Raw genomic sequence first — 17,730 nt, 5'->3', positions numbered from 1 at the left:
TCTCAGCCAACAACATTCACCAGTTTGCCCGGCACGACGATGACTTTCTTCGGCGCACCTTCGAGGAATTTCTGTACTGCCTCGCTGGCAACCGCTGTCGCTTCAATCGTCGCTTTATCAGCATCTTTGGCGACTTTGATGCTGCCACGCAGTTTACCGTTGACCTGCACCATCAGCTCAATTTCATCCTGTACCAGTGCGGCTTCTTCAACCTGTGGCCACGCCATGTTGATCAGCTCACCGTGCTCGGCTGCGTAACCCAGTTCCACCCACAGCACATGCGTGATGTGCGGGCACACCGGATACAGCGTGCGCAGCAGGATGCTGAAGGCTTCGCGCAGTGCTGCCGCACCACCGGCCGCTTCCGGTTTAAATGCTTCGATCGCATTCAGCAATTTCATTGCGCCGGAAACAACGGTGTTGTACTGCAGACGTTCGTAATCGGAATCGATCTGGCGCAGAGTCAGGTGGACTTCACGACGGAAGTTTTTGACATCTGCTGCCAGCTCTGGCGCTGCTTGCTGGCCCGATGCAATCACCGGTGCCAGTTTCTGCGCTGTCGCCCACAGACGACGCAGGTAGCGGTAAGCACCTTCCACACCGCTGTTGCTCCATGCTGCACTCTGATCCGGAGGACCGGCGAACATCGTGAACAGACGGGCAGTATCCGCGCCGAACTGAGAAATAATGTCTTTTGGTTCGACGACATTGTTTTTGGACTTGGACATCTTTTCGATGCCGCCCATTTGCACTGGCTGACCATCGCTCTTCAGAATCGCTGCAACAGGACGGCCTTTGTCGTCGTGCTGCACTTCGATTTCATTCGGGTAGTACCAGACTTTTTTGCCACCGTCGACTTCACGGTAGAAGGATTCATTCAGCAGCATGCCCTGTGTGAACAAGCGTTTGAATGGCTCATCGATCTTCACCAGACCCATGTCGCGCATGACTTTGGTCCAGAAACGGGCGTACAGCAAATGCAGTACCGCGTGTTCCACACCACCGATGTACTGATCCATCGCCATCCAGTAATCATTGCGACCATCAACCATGTCCGGTGCATCCGGGCAGGTATAGCGCATGAAGTACCAGCTGGAATCCACAAAGGTATCCATGGTGTCCGTTTCACGCTGCGCTGGTTTGCCGCATGTCGGGCAATCCACATTCAGGAAGTCAGCACGGGTTTTCAGTGGATTACCGGAACCGTCAGGAATGCAGTCGGTCGGCAGAACGACAGGCAGATCTTCGTAAGGAACCGGTACGGCGCCACAGCATTCGCAATGGATAATCGGGATTGGTGTACCCCAGTAACGCTGACGGGAAATACCCCAGTCACGCAGACGCCATGTCGTTTTCTTTTCGCCCAGACCTTTGGCGATCAGTTCTGTAGCCACGGCATCCACTGCCGCTTTATAGCTGAGGCCATCGAAACGGCCGGAATTTACCGTCACGGATTTTTGTTTGTCGCCATACCATTCTGCCCAGGCGTCGGCGCTGAAAGTTTCGCCTTCGACTGCCACGACCTGACGAATCGCGATACCGTATTTACGGGCAAACGCAAAATCACGTTCATCATGTGCCGGTACGCCCATCACCGCGCCGTCGCCGTAGCTCATCAGCACATAGTTACCGACCCAGACTTCGACCTGCTCACCGGTGAACGGATGTGTCACGAACAAGCCGGTTGGCATGCCTTCTTTTTCTTTGGTCGCCATTTCGGCTTCGGTGGTACCACCGGCTTTACAGACTTCCGCAAATTCTGCCAGTTTAGGATTGCTGCGTGCCGCCAGTTGCGCCAGCGGATGTTCTGCCGCGATCGCACAGAAAGTCACGCCCATGATGGTGTCAGCACGGGTGGTGAACACGTACAGTTTGCCATCCTGAATCAGCTGGCCTTGCTCGTCACGGATCTCATGCTGGAATGCGAAACGCACGCCTTCACTCTTACCGATCCAGTTACGCTGCATGGTGCGGACCTGTTCCGGCCAGCCATCCAGCGTATCGATACTGGACAGCAATTCTTCTGCGTACTGAGTAATACCGAAGTAGTAACCCGGAATTTCACGTTTTTCCACCAGTGCGCCGGAACGCCAGCCACGGCCATCAACCACCTGCTCATTCGCCAGCACCGTCTGATCGACCGGATCCCAGTTCACGATCTGGGTTTTCTTGTAGGCGATACCTTTTTCCAGCATCTTCAGGAACAGCCACTGATTCCAGCGGTAGTAGTCAGGATCGCAGGTCGCGACTTCGCGCGTCCAGTCGAAAGCCAGACCCAGCGGTTCCATCTGCGACTTCATGTCGTCGATGTTGGCGTAAGTCCATTCCGCCGGCGATTTTTTATAGGCGATTGCCGCATTTTCTGCCGGCAGACCGAATGCATCCCAGCCCATCGGCATCAGCACGTTGTAACCCTTCATACGCAGCTGACGCGCCAGCATATCGTTGATGGTGTAGTTACGGACGTGACCCATGTGCAGCTTGCCGGATGGGTAAGGCAGCATGGAGCAGGCGTAATACTTACCTTGCGGGAAACGGGGATCGTTTTCTACCGTTTTGTATGCTTCAGTATTTTTCCAGTGAGATTGCGCCGCTTGTTCGACGTCGGATGGGGAATATTTTTCTTGCATAGCGTGGGCCGGAAAGGAATGCAGTTATCAATCACAATCTTTCATTATAACCGCTAGCGCAGCAAGTTGAACCAGAACGGCACCGGTGAAGCGCAGGAAAACACGGCTGAGACGCTGTTAATGAACCGGCTGGCGCTCGTCACAACGACAAGCGCAGCGCAGGCTGCATTGTGCAAACTTCGTCATCTGCCATTTCCGGAGGCCCGGACTTTCTGCCGACAACCGCCGGATTGCTGTGCTGAACACCGCATTTGAGGCTTTTTCAGGCACTTTCGGACTCCTTCGGACACCTTTGGGCCCGTCCGTTCTCTTACAGGCTTTCCCAAGGCAGTCGCCACCCGACAGGCTGCGGAACCGCAAAACAAAAAGGCCGCGAACAGCGGCCTTTTCAGATTCTGCTATGTACAGCAAATGTCAGCGGATGCTCACAGTGCCTTCAGACCCAGCACGTCAAACATATCGAACAAACCGCTTTGTTTTTCCTGCAGGTAACGTACCGCACGCAGACTGCCGTGCGCGTAGGTCACGCGGCTGGAGGATTTGTGCGTGATTTCGACGCGCTCACCGATGCCGGCAAACAGCACGGTATGATCGCCGACGATATCGCCGCCACGGATGGTAGCAAAACCAATCGAGGACGGATCGCGCTCACCGGTCACACCTTCACGTGCAAACACACCAACTTCATTCAGATCACGGCCAATCGCATTCGCAATCACTTCACCCATTTTCAGCGCTGTGCCGGACGGTGCATCCACTTTATGACGGTGATGTGCTTCCACGATTTCGATATCGTAGCCATGAGAGAAACTGCGCGCCGCCATTTCCAGCAGCTTCAGCGTCACATTCACACCCACGCTCATATTCGGCGCAAACACCACGCCGGTTTTCTGCGCCAGTTCCGCGATGCGCGCTTTGCCAGCATCATCAAAGCCGGTCGTACCGATCACCATGCGGATACCGTGCTCTGCACAGTAAGCCAGATGGTGCAGCGTGCCTTCCGGACGGGTGAAGTCGATAAGGAATTGCGCATCTTTCAGACCGGTTGCCAGATCAGATGTGATCAGCACGCCGGTAGCTTTACCGGCAGACAAGCCTGCATCAGTACCGATAGCGACCGAAGCTGCCACATCCAGCGCACCGGCCAGTTCCATATCCTCCGAAGCCAGAATTGCTTCGATGAGCATTTTGCCCATACGGCCGGAAGCACCGGCCACTGCCACACGTAATTTACTCATAGTAATGAAAACGGATTATTTGCCTTCTTTGCGGGCCGGTTTGCCATCGATATCGTTCACGGACTCAATACGCTGTTTTGCCAGCGCAGACTCGGTCACACGTGCCAGATATTCCTGTTCATTCGGCAGATTACCGCCTTCAAATTTGGACACCAGATTATTTTTGAAATGCACCGAAACTTTACTGATGATCAGTTCGCCACTCGGTTTCATCAGGCGGAAAGGATAATCCCAGCGGTCTTCATGGAAAGGATCCGTCAGCAATGCAGTACCGAGCACGTTACGCACCTGCTCACGGTTCATGCCTTCCTTGATCTGCGCCATCATTTCCTGCGACACAAAGTTACCCTGCTGCACACTGATACGGTAAGGCGAGAAGAAGCCCAGGAACTTACGTGTCCCGGTCGGCGAATACACCTGTGTGCCGTCTTTACCGGCAACCGCTTCGGTTTTCAGATTTTCATCTGTCAGTTGCACCGAACGCGAGGCGCAGGCACCCAGACTGACAGCCGCCAGAACGACCGCAATGCGACCCAGACTGGCAGGAACAGAACCCGTGAACAACTTTCGCATACAAAACCTCAGTAAATGAGCAGTAAGCCCTAAAACCCGATATCATAAAGCAGATAGCTCTCTTTTGACGGAAAACATGACTAACAGTACGACAAATCTGAAAGCCAGCGGTCTGAAAGCCACCTTGCCGCGCCTGAAGATACTTGAAATATTTCAAAACAGTAAGGTCCGCCATCTGACTGCAGAGGATGTTTATAAAATCCTGCTGACAGAAAACATGGATGTCGGACTCGCGACAGTGTATCGCGTTTTGACCCAATTTGAACAAGCGGGGCTGCTGCACCGGAACCATTTCGAGACCGGAAAGGCAATTTTCGAGCTGAATGAAGGCTCGCATCATGACCATCTGGTTTGCCTGAATTGCGGCCGTGTGGAAGAGTTTTATGATCCGGAAATCGAGCAGCGCCAGCACCAGATTGCTCTCGAACGCGGCTTTAAAATCACCGATCATTCGCTGGCCATTTACGGTAACTGCACCAAAGAAAACTGCGAACACAAAGGCTGACCGGCCTTTTCAGCCTGCATAAAAAAACGGAACCCGCGGGTTCCGTTTTTTGTACTTTGCAAATACCGGATTTTTCAGCAATTTTCCGGTGATTTCAGGTCATTCTGAACGCCCGCAAAGCGCTCCGTCATCACCCGTTCCGCCAGACTAAGACGCATCGCCTGCAGATGTCAGTCCCGGTATCACTTTGCTGACCGCTTCCGTAATATGCCTGGCGCGGAATGGCTTCATGATAAATCCGTCAATCCCGCTGCGTGCCGCTTCGCGCAGGGTTTCATGGTCTTCGCTGCCAGTCACCAGCAAAATCCGGGTGTCCGGCAATTGTTCACGGATACGCGGCAGAATATCCAGACCACTGACCTGCGGCATCATCACATCCAGCAGAATCAGATCCGGCTTTTGCTCCAGCGCCATTTGCAAGCCCTGATCGCCGTCACCGGCTTCACCGACGATCTGGTATCCCTGACCACGCAACACCACGCGCAATACTTCGCGGGTGATATCGTTATCATCAATCAGCAGTATGCGAAGTTCTTCAGGTTTCATAGCAAGCCTATTGACTGAGCGCGTTCGACAGTAATTTTGCGGTGATATCCACAATCGGAATCACCCTTTCATATGCCATGCGAGTCGGGCCGATCACACCGAGGGTGCCGACAATTTTGCCGTTGACGCCATATGGCGCAGTCACAATACTGACTTCATCCACCGGCATCAGTTGCGACTCGCCACCGATAAAAATCTGTACGCCGTCTGCTTTGCTGGACACATCCAGCAACTGCATCAGGCCGGTTTTCTGCTCAAACAGATCGAACATTTTGCGCAGTGCGCCCATGTTCGATGACAAATCCTGTACGTTCAGCAGATTGCGCTCGCCGGAAATCACCATGCCTTCATCATCTTGCGCCAGCGCATCACTGCCCGCCTGTACGGCGACCTGCATCAGGCTGGTCATATCGCCCTGCAACTGACGGATTTCCGCGGTTAAGCGGCGACGCGCTTCTTCAAAACTGAGACCGGCAAAATTCTGATTCAGGTAATTCGCTGCCTGCGTCAGTTGCGACGGCGTGTAATCCGCCTCGGTTTGCAGCAAGCGGTTATGCACTTCGCCGGAAGGCCCCACCACGACCAGCAAAATCCTTTTTTCGGATAAACGCAAAAATTCCAGCTGATGAAATGTGGACTCGGTACGCGGTGTCATGACCACACCGGCAAACTGCGACAGCGATGACAAAATCTGTGCTGCGCTGGTAATGATTTTCTGTGCAGGCTGGGCCACGATGCCCGGTTGCAAACGGGATTCCAGTGAAACTTCGTCGATTTCCTGCACCGTCAGCAATTCATCCACAAACAGGCGGTAACCGCGCGGCGTCGGAATGCGCCCCGCCGATGTGTGCGGGCTGCAGACAAATCCCATCTCTTCCAGATCCGCCATCACATTGCGTATCGTCGCCGGTGACAGATCCAGTCCGGAAATGCGGGATAAGGCACGTGAGCCGACGGGCTGGCCGTCAGCAATGTATCGCTCTACGAGCGCTTTCAGCAAGGTCTGGGCACGGATATCGAGTTGCATAATGACATTGTATGCGAGCAATCCTCAAATGAACATCAGACGCGTGTTAATCGCTGTCTCAGATCATGTAAATCGCGAATCTGTGCCGGAATGGTCACATGCTGCCACTCCGGTTTATTTGCGCTGATGCTGTGACGGTTCATCCAGACTGCCTGCAAACCAGCTTGCGTTGCACCGTGCACATCCAGCAGCACATCATCACCGACGTACAGGGTTTCATGTGGGGCCACTTGTAAGGCGTCACAAGCAGCCAGAAAAATACGCGAGTCAGGTTTCGCACAGCCAAAACTGTGTGCCGCCAGCGAAACACGGAAATACGGCGCCAGTCCGATACTGTGTAAATCCGCAAAACCGTTGGATACTGAGCCGGTAATGAAATCCGCCTGCAATTGCTGAAGCGCCGGGATGACATCCTCATACAAACTGACCTGATTTCTGGCATGTGCGAATACCTGCATCGCGGCATCAGCATGCGCCGGATCAGCGCCCTGCTCTGCCATCACCTCCTGCAACAAGCGGTGGCGCAAACTCCACAAGTCATAAGAAAAACGCGGATCGGTTACTACCAGCGACTGACGACGCTGGCGCAAAGCCTCAATATCGTAGACTTCGGTAACCTGCGGTGTGTGTACCGCCAGCCAGTCATGCAGTGTTTGTTCCGCATGACGAATCACCGGACCAACCGGCCATAAGGTATCGTCCAGATCGAACAGGATGGCTTTAATTGTCATAATGCTGTGGGAATATCATCAATCTTGAACTAATTATGGTCTAATCTGGGCTTTTGCGTCATGCACAGATGCGGACGCAACGCCCGACAGGCTGATCTGATAATGATGACAACACCGAAAACCATCGCACTGGTTGGCAAAACCCAGGCCAGCGGCATAGAAGAATCCATTCGTGAACTGATTGTTTTTTTGCAGCAACACGGCGTCACCGTGGTGCTGGAAACTGAAACTGCGCGCACCTGCGGCATCGACAGTCTGCAGCATTTATCAGTGGCAGAAATCGGTAAGGTTGCGAATCTCGCGATTGTGCTCGGTGGTGACGGCACGATGCTTGGTGTTGCACGACAGCTTGCACCATATCCGGTGCCGCTGATCGGTATTAATCAGGGACGGCTGGGATTTATCACCGACATTCCGCGCGAACGCATGATTCCGGTGCTGACCGATATGCTGGACGGTAAATACATCGCGGAAAAACGCTCGCTGCTGCAAGCCATCGTATTACGCGACGGCAGCCAGATTTTCAGCGGCGTGGCGTTTAACGATATTGTGGTGGCGCGCGGTGCCGGTGCGGGTATGGTGGAATTGCGGGTCGAAGTCGATCAGCACTTCATGTACAACCAGCGCTCCGATGGTCTGATTATTTCCACGCCTACCGGCTCCACCGCCTACGCCTTATCCGCCGGTGGCCCGATGCTGCACCCGAGTCTGCAAGGCATTGCGATGGTGCCGATTGCACCGCATGCCTTATCGAATCGCCCTATCGTGTTGCCGGACAGCAGTGAAATCGTGATTGAGATTGCGGCTGGCCGTGACATGAGTCTGAACTTCGATATGCAGACCTTTGCCAGTCTGATGTGTCAGGACCGTATTGTGATTCGCCGCTCTGCACATACGGTGACCTTCCTGCACCCGCAGGACTGGAACTATTACCACACCCTGCGCGAAAAGCTGCACTGGAATGAATATCCTACCGTGACCGGTGCACTGAATTAATGCCAGATTGCTACAATACCGCGCTGTGACTTACTTTCCGGGTTTCCTATGCTGAGGACGCTTGCCATCCGAGATTTTGTGATTGTGGATCAGCTCGAACTTGAGTTTTCCGCAGGCTTCACCGTACTGACCGGCGAAACCGGTGCCGGTAAATCGATATTAATTGACGCCCTGAGTCTGGTGCTGGGTGGACGTGCCGACGGCAGCATGGTGCGCGAATCCGCCGCCCGTGCCGATATCAGTGCCGAATTTGCGCTGCATGATGCTGCGCGCGACTGGCTGCAGCAGCAAGACCTCAGCGATGAAGGCGATCAGCTGATACTGCGCCGTACCATTGATAACGCCGGCCGCTCCAAAGGCTGGATCAATGGCATTCCGGCCACCGTCAGCCAGTTGCGTGAACTCGGTGATTTGCTGGTCGATATCCACGGCCAGCATGCGCATCAGTCGCTGCTGCGCAGCGACGCGCAACGCGAACTGCTCGATAATCAGGGTGGTTTATCAGCACTGGCACGCGATGTCGCGCAACGCTACAGCCACTGGAATCAGTTAAGACAACAATTGCAGCGTTTTGAAAACGATGCAAAAAATCTGCTGCAGGAAAAAGAACGGCTGGAATGGCAAACCGGTGAACTGGAAAAGCTGCAACTGCGTGACGGTGAATGGGAAAGTATTCAGCAGGAACACAGCCGCCTCGCCCATGCGGCCAGTCTGATGGAAGGCGTACAGCAGGCGCTGGCGGCGATTTCGGAATCCGATCATCCGGTGCTGTCGCAACTCAACAGCCTGCAACAACGTTTATACAAGCTGGTGTCATTTGATGCGGCACTGCGTCCGGCAGCGGAAGCACTGGAAAACGCCTGCATACAATTGCAGGAAAGCAGTTATGCGCTGAACGATTACCTGCAGCGCACCGATCTGGACCCGGAACGTTTACGTGAGGTGGAATTGCGTGTGGATGCAATCCACAGTACATCGCGCCGTTTCCATGTCAGCCCTGAACAATTGCCCGGTGAGCTTGCGCGTTTGCAAAGCGAGCTGGAACAAATGAGTCTGGCCAGCGATCCGGACAGCCTGCGCAAGCAGGAACAGGCAGCACAGCAAGCCTATCTGGAACAGGCGCGCAGCCTGAGCCGGCAAAGGGTGCAGGTTGCACAGCATCTGAGCGAAGCAGTGACCGTGGCGATGCAGGATCTGAGCCTGCGTGGCGGTCAGTTTGCCATCGCGCTGCATCCCTGCGATCCGGCCTCATATGGTCTGGAGCAAGTCGAATTTCTGGTCGCAGGTCATGCCGGTGTACAACCACGTCCACTGGCGAAAGTCGCTTCGGGTGGTGAGCTGGCGCGTATCTCGCTGGCGATTTCCGTGATTGCTTCCAGTGCAACCACCACGCCGACACTGATTTTTGATGAAGTCGACAGCGGTATCGGTGGCGCCGTCGCAGAAGTAGTTGGCCGCCTGCTCAAGCGTCTGGGGCAGGAAAGACAAGTATTGTGTGTCACGCATTTACCGCAAGTGGCATCGCAGGCGAATCAGCATTTCCAGGTCAGCAAAGATCAGACCGGTGGCCGCACCAGTTCGCAGATTGCCCGACTGGACAGCAAACAGCGCGTGGAAGAAATTGCGCGTATGCTGGGCGGTCTGGAAATTACCGCCACCACACGCAAACACGCGCGTGAATTGCTGGCGCTGTAGAGAATTCTCAATATCTCAATTTACATTCATCAGGTCTGATTATGCCTTTTCTGAAAGAACCGGAATATACACACGGCAAAACCGGCAAAACCGCGATCCTGCTGATTAATCTGGGTACGCCGGATGCACCGGAACGCGGTGCGGTGAAGCGTTACTTGAAACAGTTTTTATGGGATCAGCGCGTAGTGGAAATTCCGCGCCCGGTCTGGTGGCTGATTCTGAACGGCATCATTCTGCCGTTCCGCTCCGGCCAGTCGGCAAAAAAATATGCGACGATCTGGACCAAAGACGGCTCGCCGCTGAAAATCCATACCGAAAAACAAGCGATGCTGCTCAAAGGTTATCTGGGCGAACGCGGCCATGATGTACATGTGAGCTGGGCGATGCGTTACGGCAGCCCGTCGATTCCGTCTGCGCTGCAAAAGCTGAAACAGGAAGGCTATGACCGGATTCTGATTCTGCCGGCCTATCCGCAATATTCCGCCACCACCACTGCATCGAATATGGATGCGGTCTTCAGCCATTATCAGCAGGTTCGCAATGTGCCGGAATTACGCTTTGTGCGTAACTACCATGATCATCCGGCCTACATTGAAGCACTGCGCCAGAGCGTGCTGAAACACTGGCAGCAAAACGGTCGTCCTGAAAAGCTGGTGATGAGCTTCCACGGTTTGCCGAAAGCCTTTTTGCTGCGCGGTGATCCTTATCATTGCGAATGTTATAAAACCGCACGCTTGCTGGCTGAAAAACTGGGCCTGACCAAAGATCAGTATCTGGTCACTTTCCAGTCGCGTCTGGGAAAAGCGGAATGGCTGCAACCTTACACAGAACCGAGTGTGCAGCAACTGGCCAAAGATGGCGTGAAACGCATTGATGTGATTTGCCCGGGCTTTATTGCTGATTGCCTGGAAACGCTGGAAGAGATTGCAGTCGAAGTCAAACAAGCTTTCCTGACTGCCGGTGGCAAAGAATTCCATTACATCCCTTGCCTGAACGAATCTCCGGCGTGGCTGCGTGCGATGGCGGAAATTTCGGAACAGCATCTGGCAGGCTGGGCAACCATGTTCACTGCAGGTATGCGTGATGATCAAAAACAGCAGGCGCTGATCAGCCGTGCCGAAGCAAAACGCCTGGGAGCACCGCACTGATGACGCAGGCTGTGTATGTGGTCGGTGATATTCAGGGTTGCGCCACCGAATTAAACCGTTTGCTGGCGCTGACTGAAGCCGACACACCGGGCGCCCGTTATCTGTTTGCCGGAGACCTGATTAACCGTGGCCCTGAATCGCTGCAGGCTTTGCGCACGATACGGACGCTGCAACAGGAAGGCCGCGCCGAAGCCGTGCTCGGCAATCATGATCTGCATTTTCTGGCGGTAGCGCAGGGACTGCGTCCGCCGCACCGGCAGGATACGCTGAACGACTTACTGAATGCTCCGGACTTGCCGGAACTGATGCTGTGGCTGCGTCAGCGCCCGCTGGCGTGGTCAGAAGCAGGCTGGCTGATCGTACATGCCGGTTTGTATCCGCAATGGGATGCGGCAACAACACTGGCGCTGGCGGCAGAAGTCAGCGCCATGCTGCAGGCACCGGACTGGCTGGATTTTATGGCGCAGATGTACGGCAATCAGCCGGATCGCTGGGATGACAATCTGCAAGGCCATGCACGCTGGCGCTGCATCATTAATGCGCTGACCCGTATGCGTTATTGCAGCGCCGATGGTCAGATGGATTTTGCGCTGAAAGAAGGTACGGCGAATGCACCTGAGGGTTTAATGCCGTGGTTTGCGGCAGAACGTGCCAGCACAAATGACAAGATCGCTTTCGGTCACTGGTCCACGCTGGGGCTGATTGTGCGAAACAATTTACTGAGTCTGGATACCGGTTGTGTCTGGGGCGGCAAGCTGACCGCCGTGCGTTTGCAGGATTTGCAAGTGTTTCAGATTGACTGCCCGCTGCAGCAACGCCCCGGTGCCTGACGCATTCAGAGAACAAGGAAGTCTGTGAATTTTCTCGCGCATATTGCGCTGGCCAGCCACGATGCGGATGCGATGCTCGGTGCACTGCTCGGCGACTTTGCCAGCCGCAGCGACGAAGCCCTGCTTCCGGTTAACATTCGGCGCGAAATACAACTGCACCGGCTGGTCGATACCTTCACCGATCAGCATCCCGAAGTACTCGCGATGAAAGCCGGTTTCGACAGCCCGGCGCGGCGCTACGCCGGTATTCTGCTGGATATTTACTTTGATTTGCTGCTGACCCGCCACTGGGAGCGCTGGTATCCGCAGTCACGCACGGTGATGATTTCGGACTTTTATCAGCATCTGCGATACAGAGAATCGATGCTGCCATCACGTCTGCAAAGTCTGCTGCCACGCATGGTGCAGGAAGACTGGCTGGCATCTTATGGTCACTGGCAAGGACTGGAGCGTGCGGTGCGGCGCACCGCCAGTCGTTTATCGCGTCATGGCGAACATCTGATTGCGGGATTACCGCATTTGCAGGCGAACGACAGCATACTGGAACAGGGTTTCCTGCGCTTTTATCCGGAACTGATACGCCATACGGAAGCACAGCGCCAGCGCTTGCTGCTCACAGCCTCCTGAGCTGGCTGTCAGGGCTCAGAAATCGCACAAAAATAGTGCAAAATGCGGAGTTCAACACAGAAAAAGCCAGCGCTCCGGCGGACGTCCGCGAATTCTCTGGCTTTCCAAGGGGGTGGGTTTTCAGCGAATGCGCATTTCTGCACAATCGCTGTGGTGTGACAGAGGGAAAATCAGGCAGCCTGTGTGGCTTGAATGCCCAGTGCGTCGCGCACTGCCTGTTGCGACTGGGTCGCGATATCGCGACGGTGTGCGCCGCATGTAGTAATTGCAGGCAGACGAATCAGCTCAGCGGTCATACGTGGCGCTTTCAGGATAATTTTCATGCTTTCGGCGAAACTCATATCGCCGATAAAGTCAGCGGCATGATGAAAGCGTCCCTGCTGATCAACATAACGCAGCGCGAACGGTTGCACAGGCACTTTCGCTTCAATCGCCGCTTCAAACAGGTTGGCATGGAAAGGCAGTACCGTTCCCTGCGCGGCAGTCGTGCCCTCAGGAAAGAAAGCAATGCGCTTACCAGCTTCAATCTGATGCACCAGACCTTCGTAAATACGGCGCACTTCACGCTGTTTGCCACGGGCCAGAAAAATGGTTCCGGCACGTTCACATAACCAGCCCACCAGCGGCCACGAGCGGATATCAGCCTTCGCGACAAAATGGCAGGGATGCAGGGTGTTGATGACGAAAATATCGAGCCAGGAAATATGGTTGGAAACGATCAGTGCGCGTTCAGCATGCTGGCCTTCGCTCTGATCAATAAAACGCACATCCACGGTACAAATGCCGAGCAACTGACGCGACCAGCGCTGTACCAGTTTTTCGCGGGAAATCTGCGAGCAAACAGGGAATAAAAATGCGCAAGTCATCAGCCCTGCGAGTAAATGCAGCGTTACCCGCACATAATGCCAAACGATCATACCGTATCCGCCAAACCCGATAGTGGAAAGAAAAGAATCAGAAACTGCCTGTCTGTTTACCGGTTTTCAGCGACTTGCACAGCACGCTCACAGCGTAACTGACCGGTAATACAGCGGTGAATAAAAAAGGGTTCTTATTATTTACCAGAAACAAGGCAGTGCGCCAGCAATACCGCGTGCATTGTTGCATCCGTCAACGCAAGGGCTTGCAGAATGGTGCTTTTTTGCGCAAGAGAACAACAAAAACGAAAAAAATTTTGCACGAAAAACAAAAGGCAGCCGAAGCTGCCTTCGATGCTGCCTTAGCATGCGTTAACCCGTAAAGACGAACCCACCGCCTTCCGTCTTTGCAGTCAGTCTGACAACAGAGCTTACACCGCGTACACGATGCGTCCGCCAACCATGGTCATACGCACCACACCCGGCAATTCATAACCGAGGAAAGGCGTATGCTTGCCCTGACTGCTGAGCGCCGCTGCTTCCACTTTCCAGTGGCTGTCTGCATCAAACACACACAGATCCGCTGCTGCGCCGACTGTCAGATTTCCTGCATCGATACCGGCGGTACGTGCCGCATCGCTGGTGATTTTGGCCAGTGCCTGAGACAGACTGACTTCGCCGTGGCTGTCAGCGGACCATTTCAGCGCCAGTGACAACAACAATTCCAGACCCGTTGCGCCCGGCGATGCTTCCGCGAACGGCAGCAGTTTTTCATCATCATCGACCGGTGTGTGATCGGAACAAATCGCATCAATCGTGCCGTCAGCCAGCGCAGCACGGATCGCATCGCGGTCACGCTGAGAACGGAACGGCGGTGTGACACGTGCGTTCGGATCGAAGAAACCGATGTCGTGTTCCGTCATGTGCACATGGTGTGCGCTGACGTCGCAACTGACCGGCAAGCCTTCACGTTTGGCCTGACGGATCAGTTCCAGCCCCGCCGCTGAGGATACGCGGCACAGATGCACGCGTGCACCGGTGGCACGCATCAGCTCAAACAAGGTATGCAGCGCAATGGTTTCTGCCATCACCGGCACGCCGGACAAACCCAGACGTGATGCATATGCACCGCTGTGCGCAACACCGCCCATGCCGATATACGGGTCCTGCGGACGCAGCCAGACGGTGAAGCCGAACGTCGCCGCGTAATCCAGTGCGCGCTGCAGCGTGGACGTATCGCGGATGACTTGTTCTGCTTGCGAGAAACCGATACAACCGGCTGCACTCAGCGCCGCCATTTCCGTCAGTTGTTCACCTTTCAGACCGGCAGTCAGCGCACCCAGCGGATACACATTTGCCTTGGCTTGCATGTCCGCGCGACGGCGCAACATTTCCACCAGACCGGCTTCATCCAGTACAGGATCGGTATCCGGCGGGCAAACCAGACTGGTCACGCCACCGCGTACCGCTGCCTGCAATTCCGATTCCAAAGTGGCTTTGTATTCAAAACCCGGTTCACGCAGACGCGCACTCAGATCGACCAGACCCGGCGCAACGATCTTACCGCTTGCATCCACCACCTGCGCATCACCGGCGTCCGTGCCCGTTGCGACGATGGCGGCAATCTTTCCGTTTTCGATCACCAGATCAGCGATCTGATCCAGACCGCTGGCAGGATCGACGACACGACCATTTCGTATTACTGTTTTCATCATCGCTCCTTACGCCTCACCACTGTTGCCGCCCAGAATACTCATCACCGCCATCCGCACTGCGATACCGAAAGTTACCTGCGGCAGTATCACTGCCTGCGGACCGTCCGCAACCGCAGAATCAATTTCCACGCCACGGTTCATCGGTCCCGGATGCATCACAATCGCATCCGGTTTCGCCAGTGCCAGACGTTCCGGTGTCAGGCCATAGTGTTTGAAGTATTCCTGTGCGGAAGGCAGCAGCGCACCGTTCATACGCTCATTCTGCAAACGCAGCATGATGATGACGTCCACGCCTTTCAGGCCTTCATCCATATTGTGGAAAGTGCGCACACCGAGCTGATCCAGTCCGCCCGGTAACAGCGTACGCGGACCGATCACACGGACTTCCGGCACGCCAAGCGTGGTCAGCGCATGAATATCCGAACGCGCCACACGGCTGTGCAGTACGTCGCCGACAATTGCCACGGTCAGGTTATGAAATTCTTTTTTGTAATGACGGATGGTGTACATGTCCAGCAAACCCTGGGTCGGGTGTGCATGGCGGCCGTCACCGGCATTCACCACGTGTACATGGTTCTGGCGGGTATCGTTGAGATGCTTGGCAATCAGAAACGGCGCACCGGACATCGAGTGACGCACCACAAACATATCTGCATGCATCGCTGCCAGATTGTCGATGGTATCCAGCAGCGATTCACCTTTGCTGGTACTGGATGCCGAAATATTCAGATTGATCACGTCTGCTGACAAACGCTTGGAAGCGATTTCAAACGTGGTGCGGGTACGGGTGGAGTTCTCAAAAAACAAATTGAAAACACTTTTACCGCGCAGCAAAGGCACTTTTTTCACTTCACGGTCGCCGATACTGACGAACGATGAGGCGGTATCCAGAATATGATGGATCACGGCCTTCGGCAAACCTTCGGTGGTCAGCAAATGCTGTAACTCACCGTGTTTATTGAGCTGTGGATTATGCATGGTCGATAGAGATACGGAAGGTGCCATCGTCTGCGCGTTGCAGATTGACGGACACACTGGATTCAAATGAAGAAACCTGTGCAACAAAGTCCGGCGCAACCGGCAAATGACGACCACCACGGTCGACCAGCGCAGCCAGCCAGATACGGGCAGGACGCCCGTAGTCGAATAATTCATTGATCGCCGCTCGAGTGGTGCGGCCGGTGTACAGCACATCATCGACCAGCAAAATTTGCGCGCCATCGACAGAGAACGGGATATGGCTCGGTTTGGCGCCGGAACGCAATCCCTTTTCCGCGTAATCATCACGGTAAAAAGAAACGTCGATTGAGCCAGCTGCCGTCGTCAGTTGCAGATCGCGCACCAGTCGTTCTGCAATCCACGCACCACCGGAATAAATACCGACAACCGCCAGTTGCGGGTGAGCCGCCGCCAGCGGCCGGATCTGTTCCAGCAATTGCTGATACAGGTGTTCTGCATGCAAAGTTGTGTCCGTCGTCATGGGTTTTCGTCGAAGTATTGTTGAAGAATGACGGCCGCCGACGCATCGTCGATGTATTCGCCTTTTCCGGCCTGAAAAATTGCTGAAGAATAACGTTCATCCACCTGCATCACCGGCAGGTTGTAGCGACCATTGAGCTGATTCGCAAAGCGACGGCAACGCACCGTCATTTCATGCTCGGCACCATCAGGATGACGCGGGACGCCGACGACCAGACAAAAAGGTTGCCATTCGCTGATCAGTGCAGCAATCTCAGCAAATTTACCGTCGTTGGTGGGAGCGTGAATAATTTTATGCGGACTGGCATTGCGTGTGACCGTATTACCGACGGCAACACCAATACGCTTGAGTCCGAAATCAAAAGCCAGTACGGTTCCGCCGGAGAGATTCATCAGGCATGCCCCGCTTCTGCTGCGAGCATCCACGGGTCTATCCCCAGCAGACGGATCGCCGCTTCGAACCGCTGTTCCAGCGGCAGATCAAACAGAATTTCTGTGTTCGCCTGTACGGTCAGCCAGTTGTTGGCCAGCAATTCTTTTTCCAGCTGACCAGCGCCCCAACCAGCGTAACCGACGCTGACCAGCAAACGGTCCGGGCCAGTGCCACCAGCCACCGCTTCCAGAATATCGCGCGAAGTCGTGAATGCCACATCCGTCGTGACCTTCAGGGAAGAGCTGTAATTTCCTGCAGGTTCATGCAGCACAAATCCGCGGTCTTCCTGTACTGGACCGCCGGACATTACCTGCATTTTATGCAAGGGATTCAGATCCGGATCACCGGAGACCGTCAGGTCAATTTTGTCCAGCAGAGAGGCGACCGTTATATCGGTCGGGTGATTAATCACGATACCCAGCGCACCGCGGGTATTGTGTTCACACAGATAAACCACAGAACCTTCAAACACCGAATCCTGCACCGATGGCATTGCGATCAGAAAGTGATCGGTCAGATTCAGTTCACCGGAAGAGACAGATTCAGAAGATGCCGCAGATTGATCAGAAACAGCCGGATCGGACGATGCACGCAGGTCATCGCCGGAGTCATCGGAAAAAGGGGGGATTTGCTTCGCCATAGAGCGCCATTTTAGCAGTTTTGGCGGGCTTTTTCGATGTGTGCTATCTTCCGGCAGTCC

At 54.6% G+C, this 17,730-nt stretch carries 19 protein-coding genes; 7 read left to right on the top strand and 12 right to left on the bottom strand.

The annotated features are described in order from the left end of the window. Positions 1 to 2: 2 nt before the first annotated feature. The 3 genes from leuS to KDM89_RS09960 form a co-directional block, all read right to left on the bottom strand. Positions 3 to 2,630 (bottom strand): leucine--tRNA ligase, encoded by a 2,628-nt coding sequence (gene leuS, locus KDM89_RS09970; protein ID WP_212687785.1) that lies wholly within the window; start codon positions 2,628 to 2,630, stop codon positions 3 to 5. Positions 2,631 to 3,055: 425 nt separating this feature from the next. Continuing rightward, a complete protein-coding gene (gene dapB, locus KDM89_RS09965) occupies positions 3,056 to 3,868 on the bottom strand; it encodes a 4-hydroxy-tetrahydrodipicolinate reductase (protein WP_212687784.1) in 813 nt (270 codons plus the stop codon). Positions 3,869 to 3,883: 15 nt separating this feature from the next. Beyond that, positions 3,884 to 4,441, bottom strand: coding sequence for an outer membrane protein assembly factor BamE (locus KDM89_RS09960; RefSeq protein WP_212687783.1), 558 nt, complete (start codon positions 4,439 to 4,441; stop codon positions 3,884 to 3,886). Between the two features lie 76 nt (positions 4,442 to 4,517). Between KDM89_RS09960 and fur the strand changes: the two genes are divergently transcribed. Continuing rightward, on the top strand, positions 4,518 to 4,946 hold the full coding sequence (fur, locus tag KDM89_RS09955) for a ferric iron uptake transcriptional regulator (protein WP_189357601.1): 429 nt from the start codon (positions 4,518 to 4,520) through the stop codon (positions 4,944 to 4,946). A 147-nt stretch (positions 4,947 to 5,093) separates the two neighbouring features. Here fur and KDM89_RS09950 read toward each other — a convergent pair whose 3' ends face one another. Genes KDM89_RS09950 through KDM89_RS09940 form a run of 3 tightly spaced genes read right to left on the bottom strand, consistent with a single transcriptional unit; the run spans position 5,094 to position 7,250 of the window. Continuing rightward, positions 5,094 to 5,492: a response regulator gene (locus KDM89_RS09950; protein WP_212687782.1), complete on the bottom strand. Its 399-nt coding sequence runs from the start codon at positions 5,490 to 5,492 to the stop codon at positions 5,094 to 5,096. 7 nt (positions 5,493 to 5,499) lie between these two features. After that, complete coding sequence (hrcA, locus tag KDM89_RS09945; RefSeq protein WP_212687781.1) at positions 5,500 to 6,519, bottom strand: heat-inducible transcriptional repressor HrcA; 1,020 nt, start codon at positions 6,517 to 6,519, stop codon at positions 5,500 to 5,502. Positions 6,520 to 6,554: 35 nt separating this feature from the next. After that, complete coding sequence (locus KDM89_RS09940) at positions 6,555 to 7,250, bottom strand: HAD family hydrolase (RefSeq protein WP_230427785.1); 696 nt, start codon at positions 7,248 to 7,250, stop codon at positions 6,555 to 6,557. A gap of 102 nt (positions 7,251 to 7,352) precedes the next feature. On the opposite strand from KDM89_RS09940, the gene KDM89_RS09935 reads away from it, so the two are divergent. Genes KDM89_RS09935 through KDM89_RS22470 form a run of 5 tightly spaced genes read left to right on the top strand, consistent with a single transcriptional unit; the run spans position 7,353 to position 12,546 of the window. Further along, the gene (locus KDM89_RS09935; RefSeq protein WP_189357597.1) at positions 7,353 to 8,246 is read left to right on the top strand and encodes an NAD kinase; all 894 of its coding nucleotides are present in this window, start codon (positions 7,353 to 7,355) and stop codon (positions 8,244 to 8,246) included. A 48-nt stretch (positions 8,247 to 8,294) separates the two neighbouring features. Continuing rightward, entirely contained in the window at positions 8,295 to 9,941 is a 1,647-nt protein-coding gene (recN, locus tag KDM89_RS09930) for a DNA repair protein RecN (RefSeq protein WP_212687780.1), read from the top strand. A 41-nt stretch (positions 9,942 to 9,982) separates the two neighbouring features. Beyond that, positions 9,983 to 11,089: a ferrochelatase gene (gene hemH / locus KDM89_RS09925; RefSeq protein ID WP_212687779.1), complete on the top strand. Its 1,107-nt coding sequence runs from the start codon at positions 9,983 to 9,985 to the stop codon at positions 11,087 to 11,089. After that, positions 11,089 to 11,919 (top strand): symmetrical bis(5'-nucleosyl)-tetraphosphatase, encoded by an 831-nt coding sequence (locus KDM89_RS09920; protein ID WP_212687778.1) that lies wholly within the window; start codon positions 11,089 to 11,091, stop codon positions 11,917 to 11,919. Before hemH ends, KDM89_RS09920 begins: the two co-directional genes overlap by 1 nt. Positions 11,920 to 11,943: 24 nt before the next feature. After that, positions 11,944 to 12,546, top strand: coding sequence for an acyl carrier protein phosphodiesterase (locus KDM89_RS22470; protein ID WP_212687777.1), 603 nt, complete (start codon positions 11,944 to 11,946; stop codon positions 12,544 to 12,546). Between the two features lie 170 nt (positions 12,547 to 12,716). On the opposite strand, the gene KDM89_RS09910 is transcribed toward KDM89_RS22470, so the two are convergent. After that, the gene (locus tag KDM89_RS09910) at positions 12,717 to 13,463 is read right to left on the bottom strand and encodes a lysophospholipid acyltransferase family protein (RefSeq protein WP_212687776.1); all 747 of its coding nucleotides are present in this window, start codon (positions 13,461 to 13,463) and stop codon (positions 12,717 to 12,719) included. A 116-nt stretch (positions 13,464 to 13,579) separates the two neighbouring features. Between KDM89_RS09910 and KDM89_RS09905 the strand changes: the two genes are divergently transcribed. Further along, positions 13,580 to 13,786 (top strand): hypothetical protein, encoded by a 207-nt coding sequence (locus tag KDM89_RS09905; RefSeq protein WP_212687775.1) that lies wholly within the window; start codon positions 13,580 to 13,582, stop codon positions 13,784 to 13,786. Positions 13,787 to 13,834: 48 nt separating this feature from the next. Here KDM89_RS09905 and KDM89_RS09900 read toward each other — a convergent pair whose 3' ends face one another. From KDM89_RS09900 to KDM89_RS09880, 5 genes are read right to left on the bottom strand one after another with little or no spacing between them, the layout of a single operon-like run. Beyond that, complete coding sequence (locus tag KDM89_RS09900; protein ID WP_212687890.1) at positions 13,835 to 15,115, bottom strand: dihydroorotase; 1,281 nt, start codon at positions 15,113 to 15,115, stop codon at positions 13,835 to 13,837. A 9-nt stretch (positions 15,116 to 15,124) separates the two neighbouring features. Continuing rightward, positions 15,125 to 16,096: an aspartate carbamoyltransferase catalytic subunit gene (locus KDM89_RS09895; RefSeq protein ID WP_212687774.1), complete on the bottom strand. Its 972-nt coding sequence runs from the start codon at positions 16,094 to 16,096 to the stop codon at positions 15,125 to 15,127. Continuing rightward, positions 16,089 to 16,598: a bifunctional pyr operon transcriptional regulator/uracil phosphoribosyltransferase PyrR gene (gene pyrR / locus KDM89_RS09890; RefSeq protein WP_212687773.1), complete on the bottom strand. Its 510-nt coding sequence runs from the start codon at positions 16,596 to 16,598 to the stop codon at positions 16,089 to 16,091. The genes KDM89_RS09895 and pyrR overlap by 8 nt, the downstream gene beginning before the upstream one ends. Next, positions 16,595 to 16,990 (bottom strand): Holliday junction resolvase RuvX, encoded by a 396-nt coding sequence (gene ruvX, locus KDM89_RS09885; protein ID WP_212687772.1) that lies wholly within the window; start codon positions 16,988 to 16,990, stop codon positions 16,595 to 16,597. The genes pyrR and ruvX overlap by 4 nt, the downstream gene beginning before the upstream one ends. Beyond that, a complete protein-coding gene (locus KDM89_RS09880) occupies positions 16,990 to 17,670 on the bottom strand; it encodes a YqgE/AlgH family protein (protein ID WP_212687771.1) in 681 nt (226 codons plus the stop codon). The genes ruvX and KDM89_RS09880 overlap by 1 nt, the downstream gene beginning before the upstream one ends. Positions 17,671 to 17,730: the final 60 nt, after the last annotated feature.

Origin of the sequence: Cognatundibacterium luofuense, assembly GCF_018139685.1 — a bacterium.
Classification (GTDB): Bacteria; Pseudomonadota; Gammaproteobacteria; order Burkholderiales; family Burkholderiaceae_D; genus Undibacterium; species Undibacterium luofuense.
This window is presented reverse-complemented; position numbering and strand designations above follow the sequence as displayed.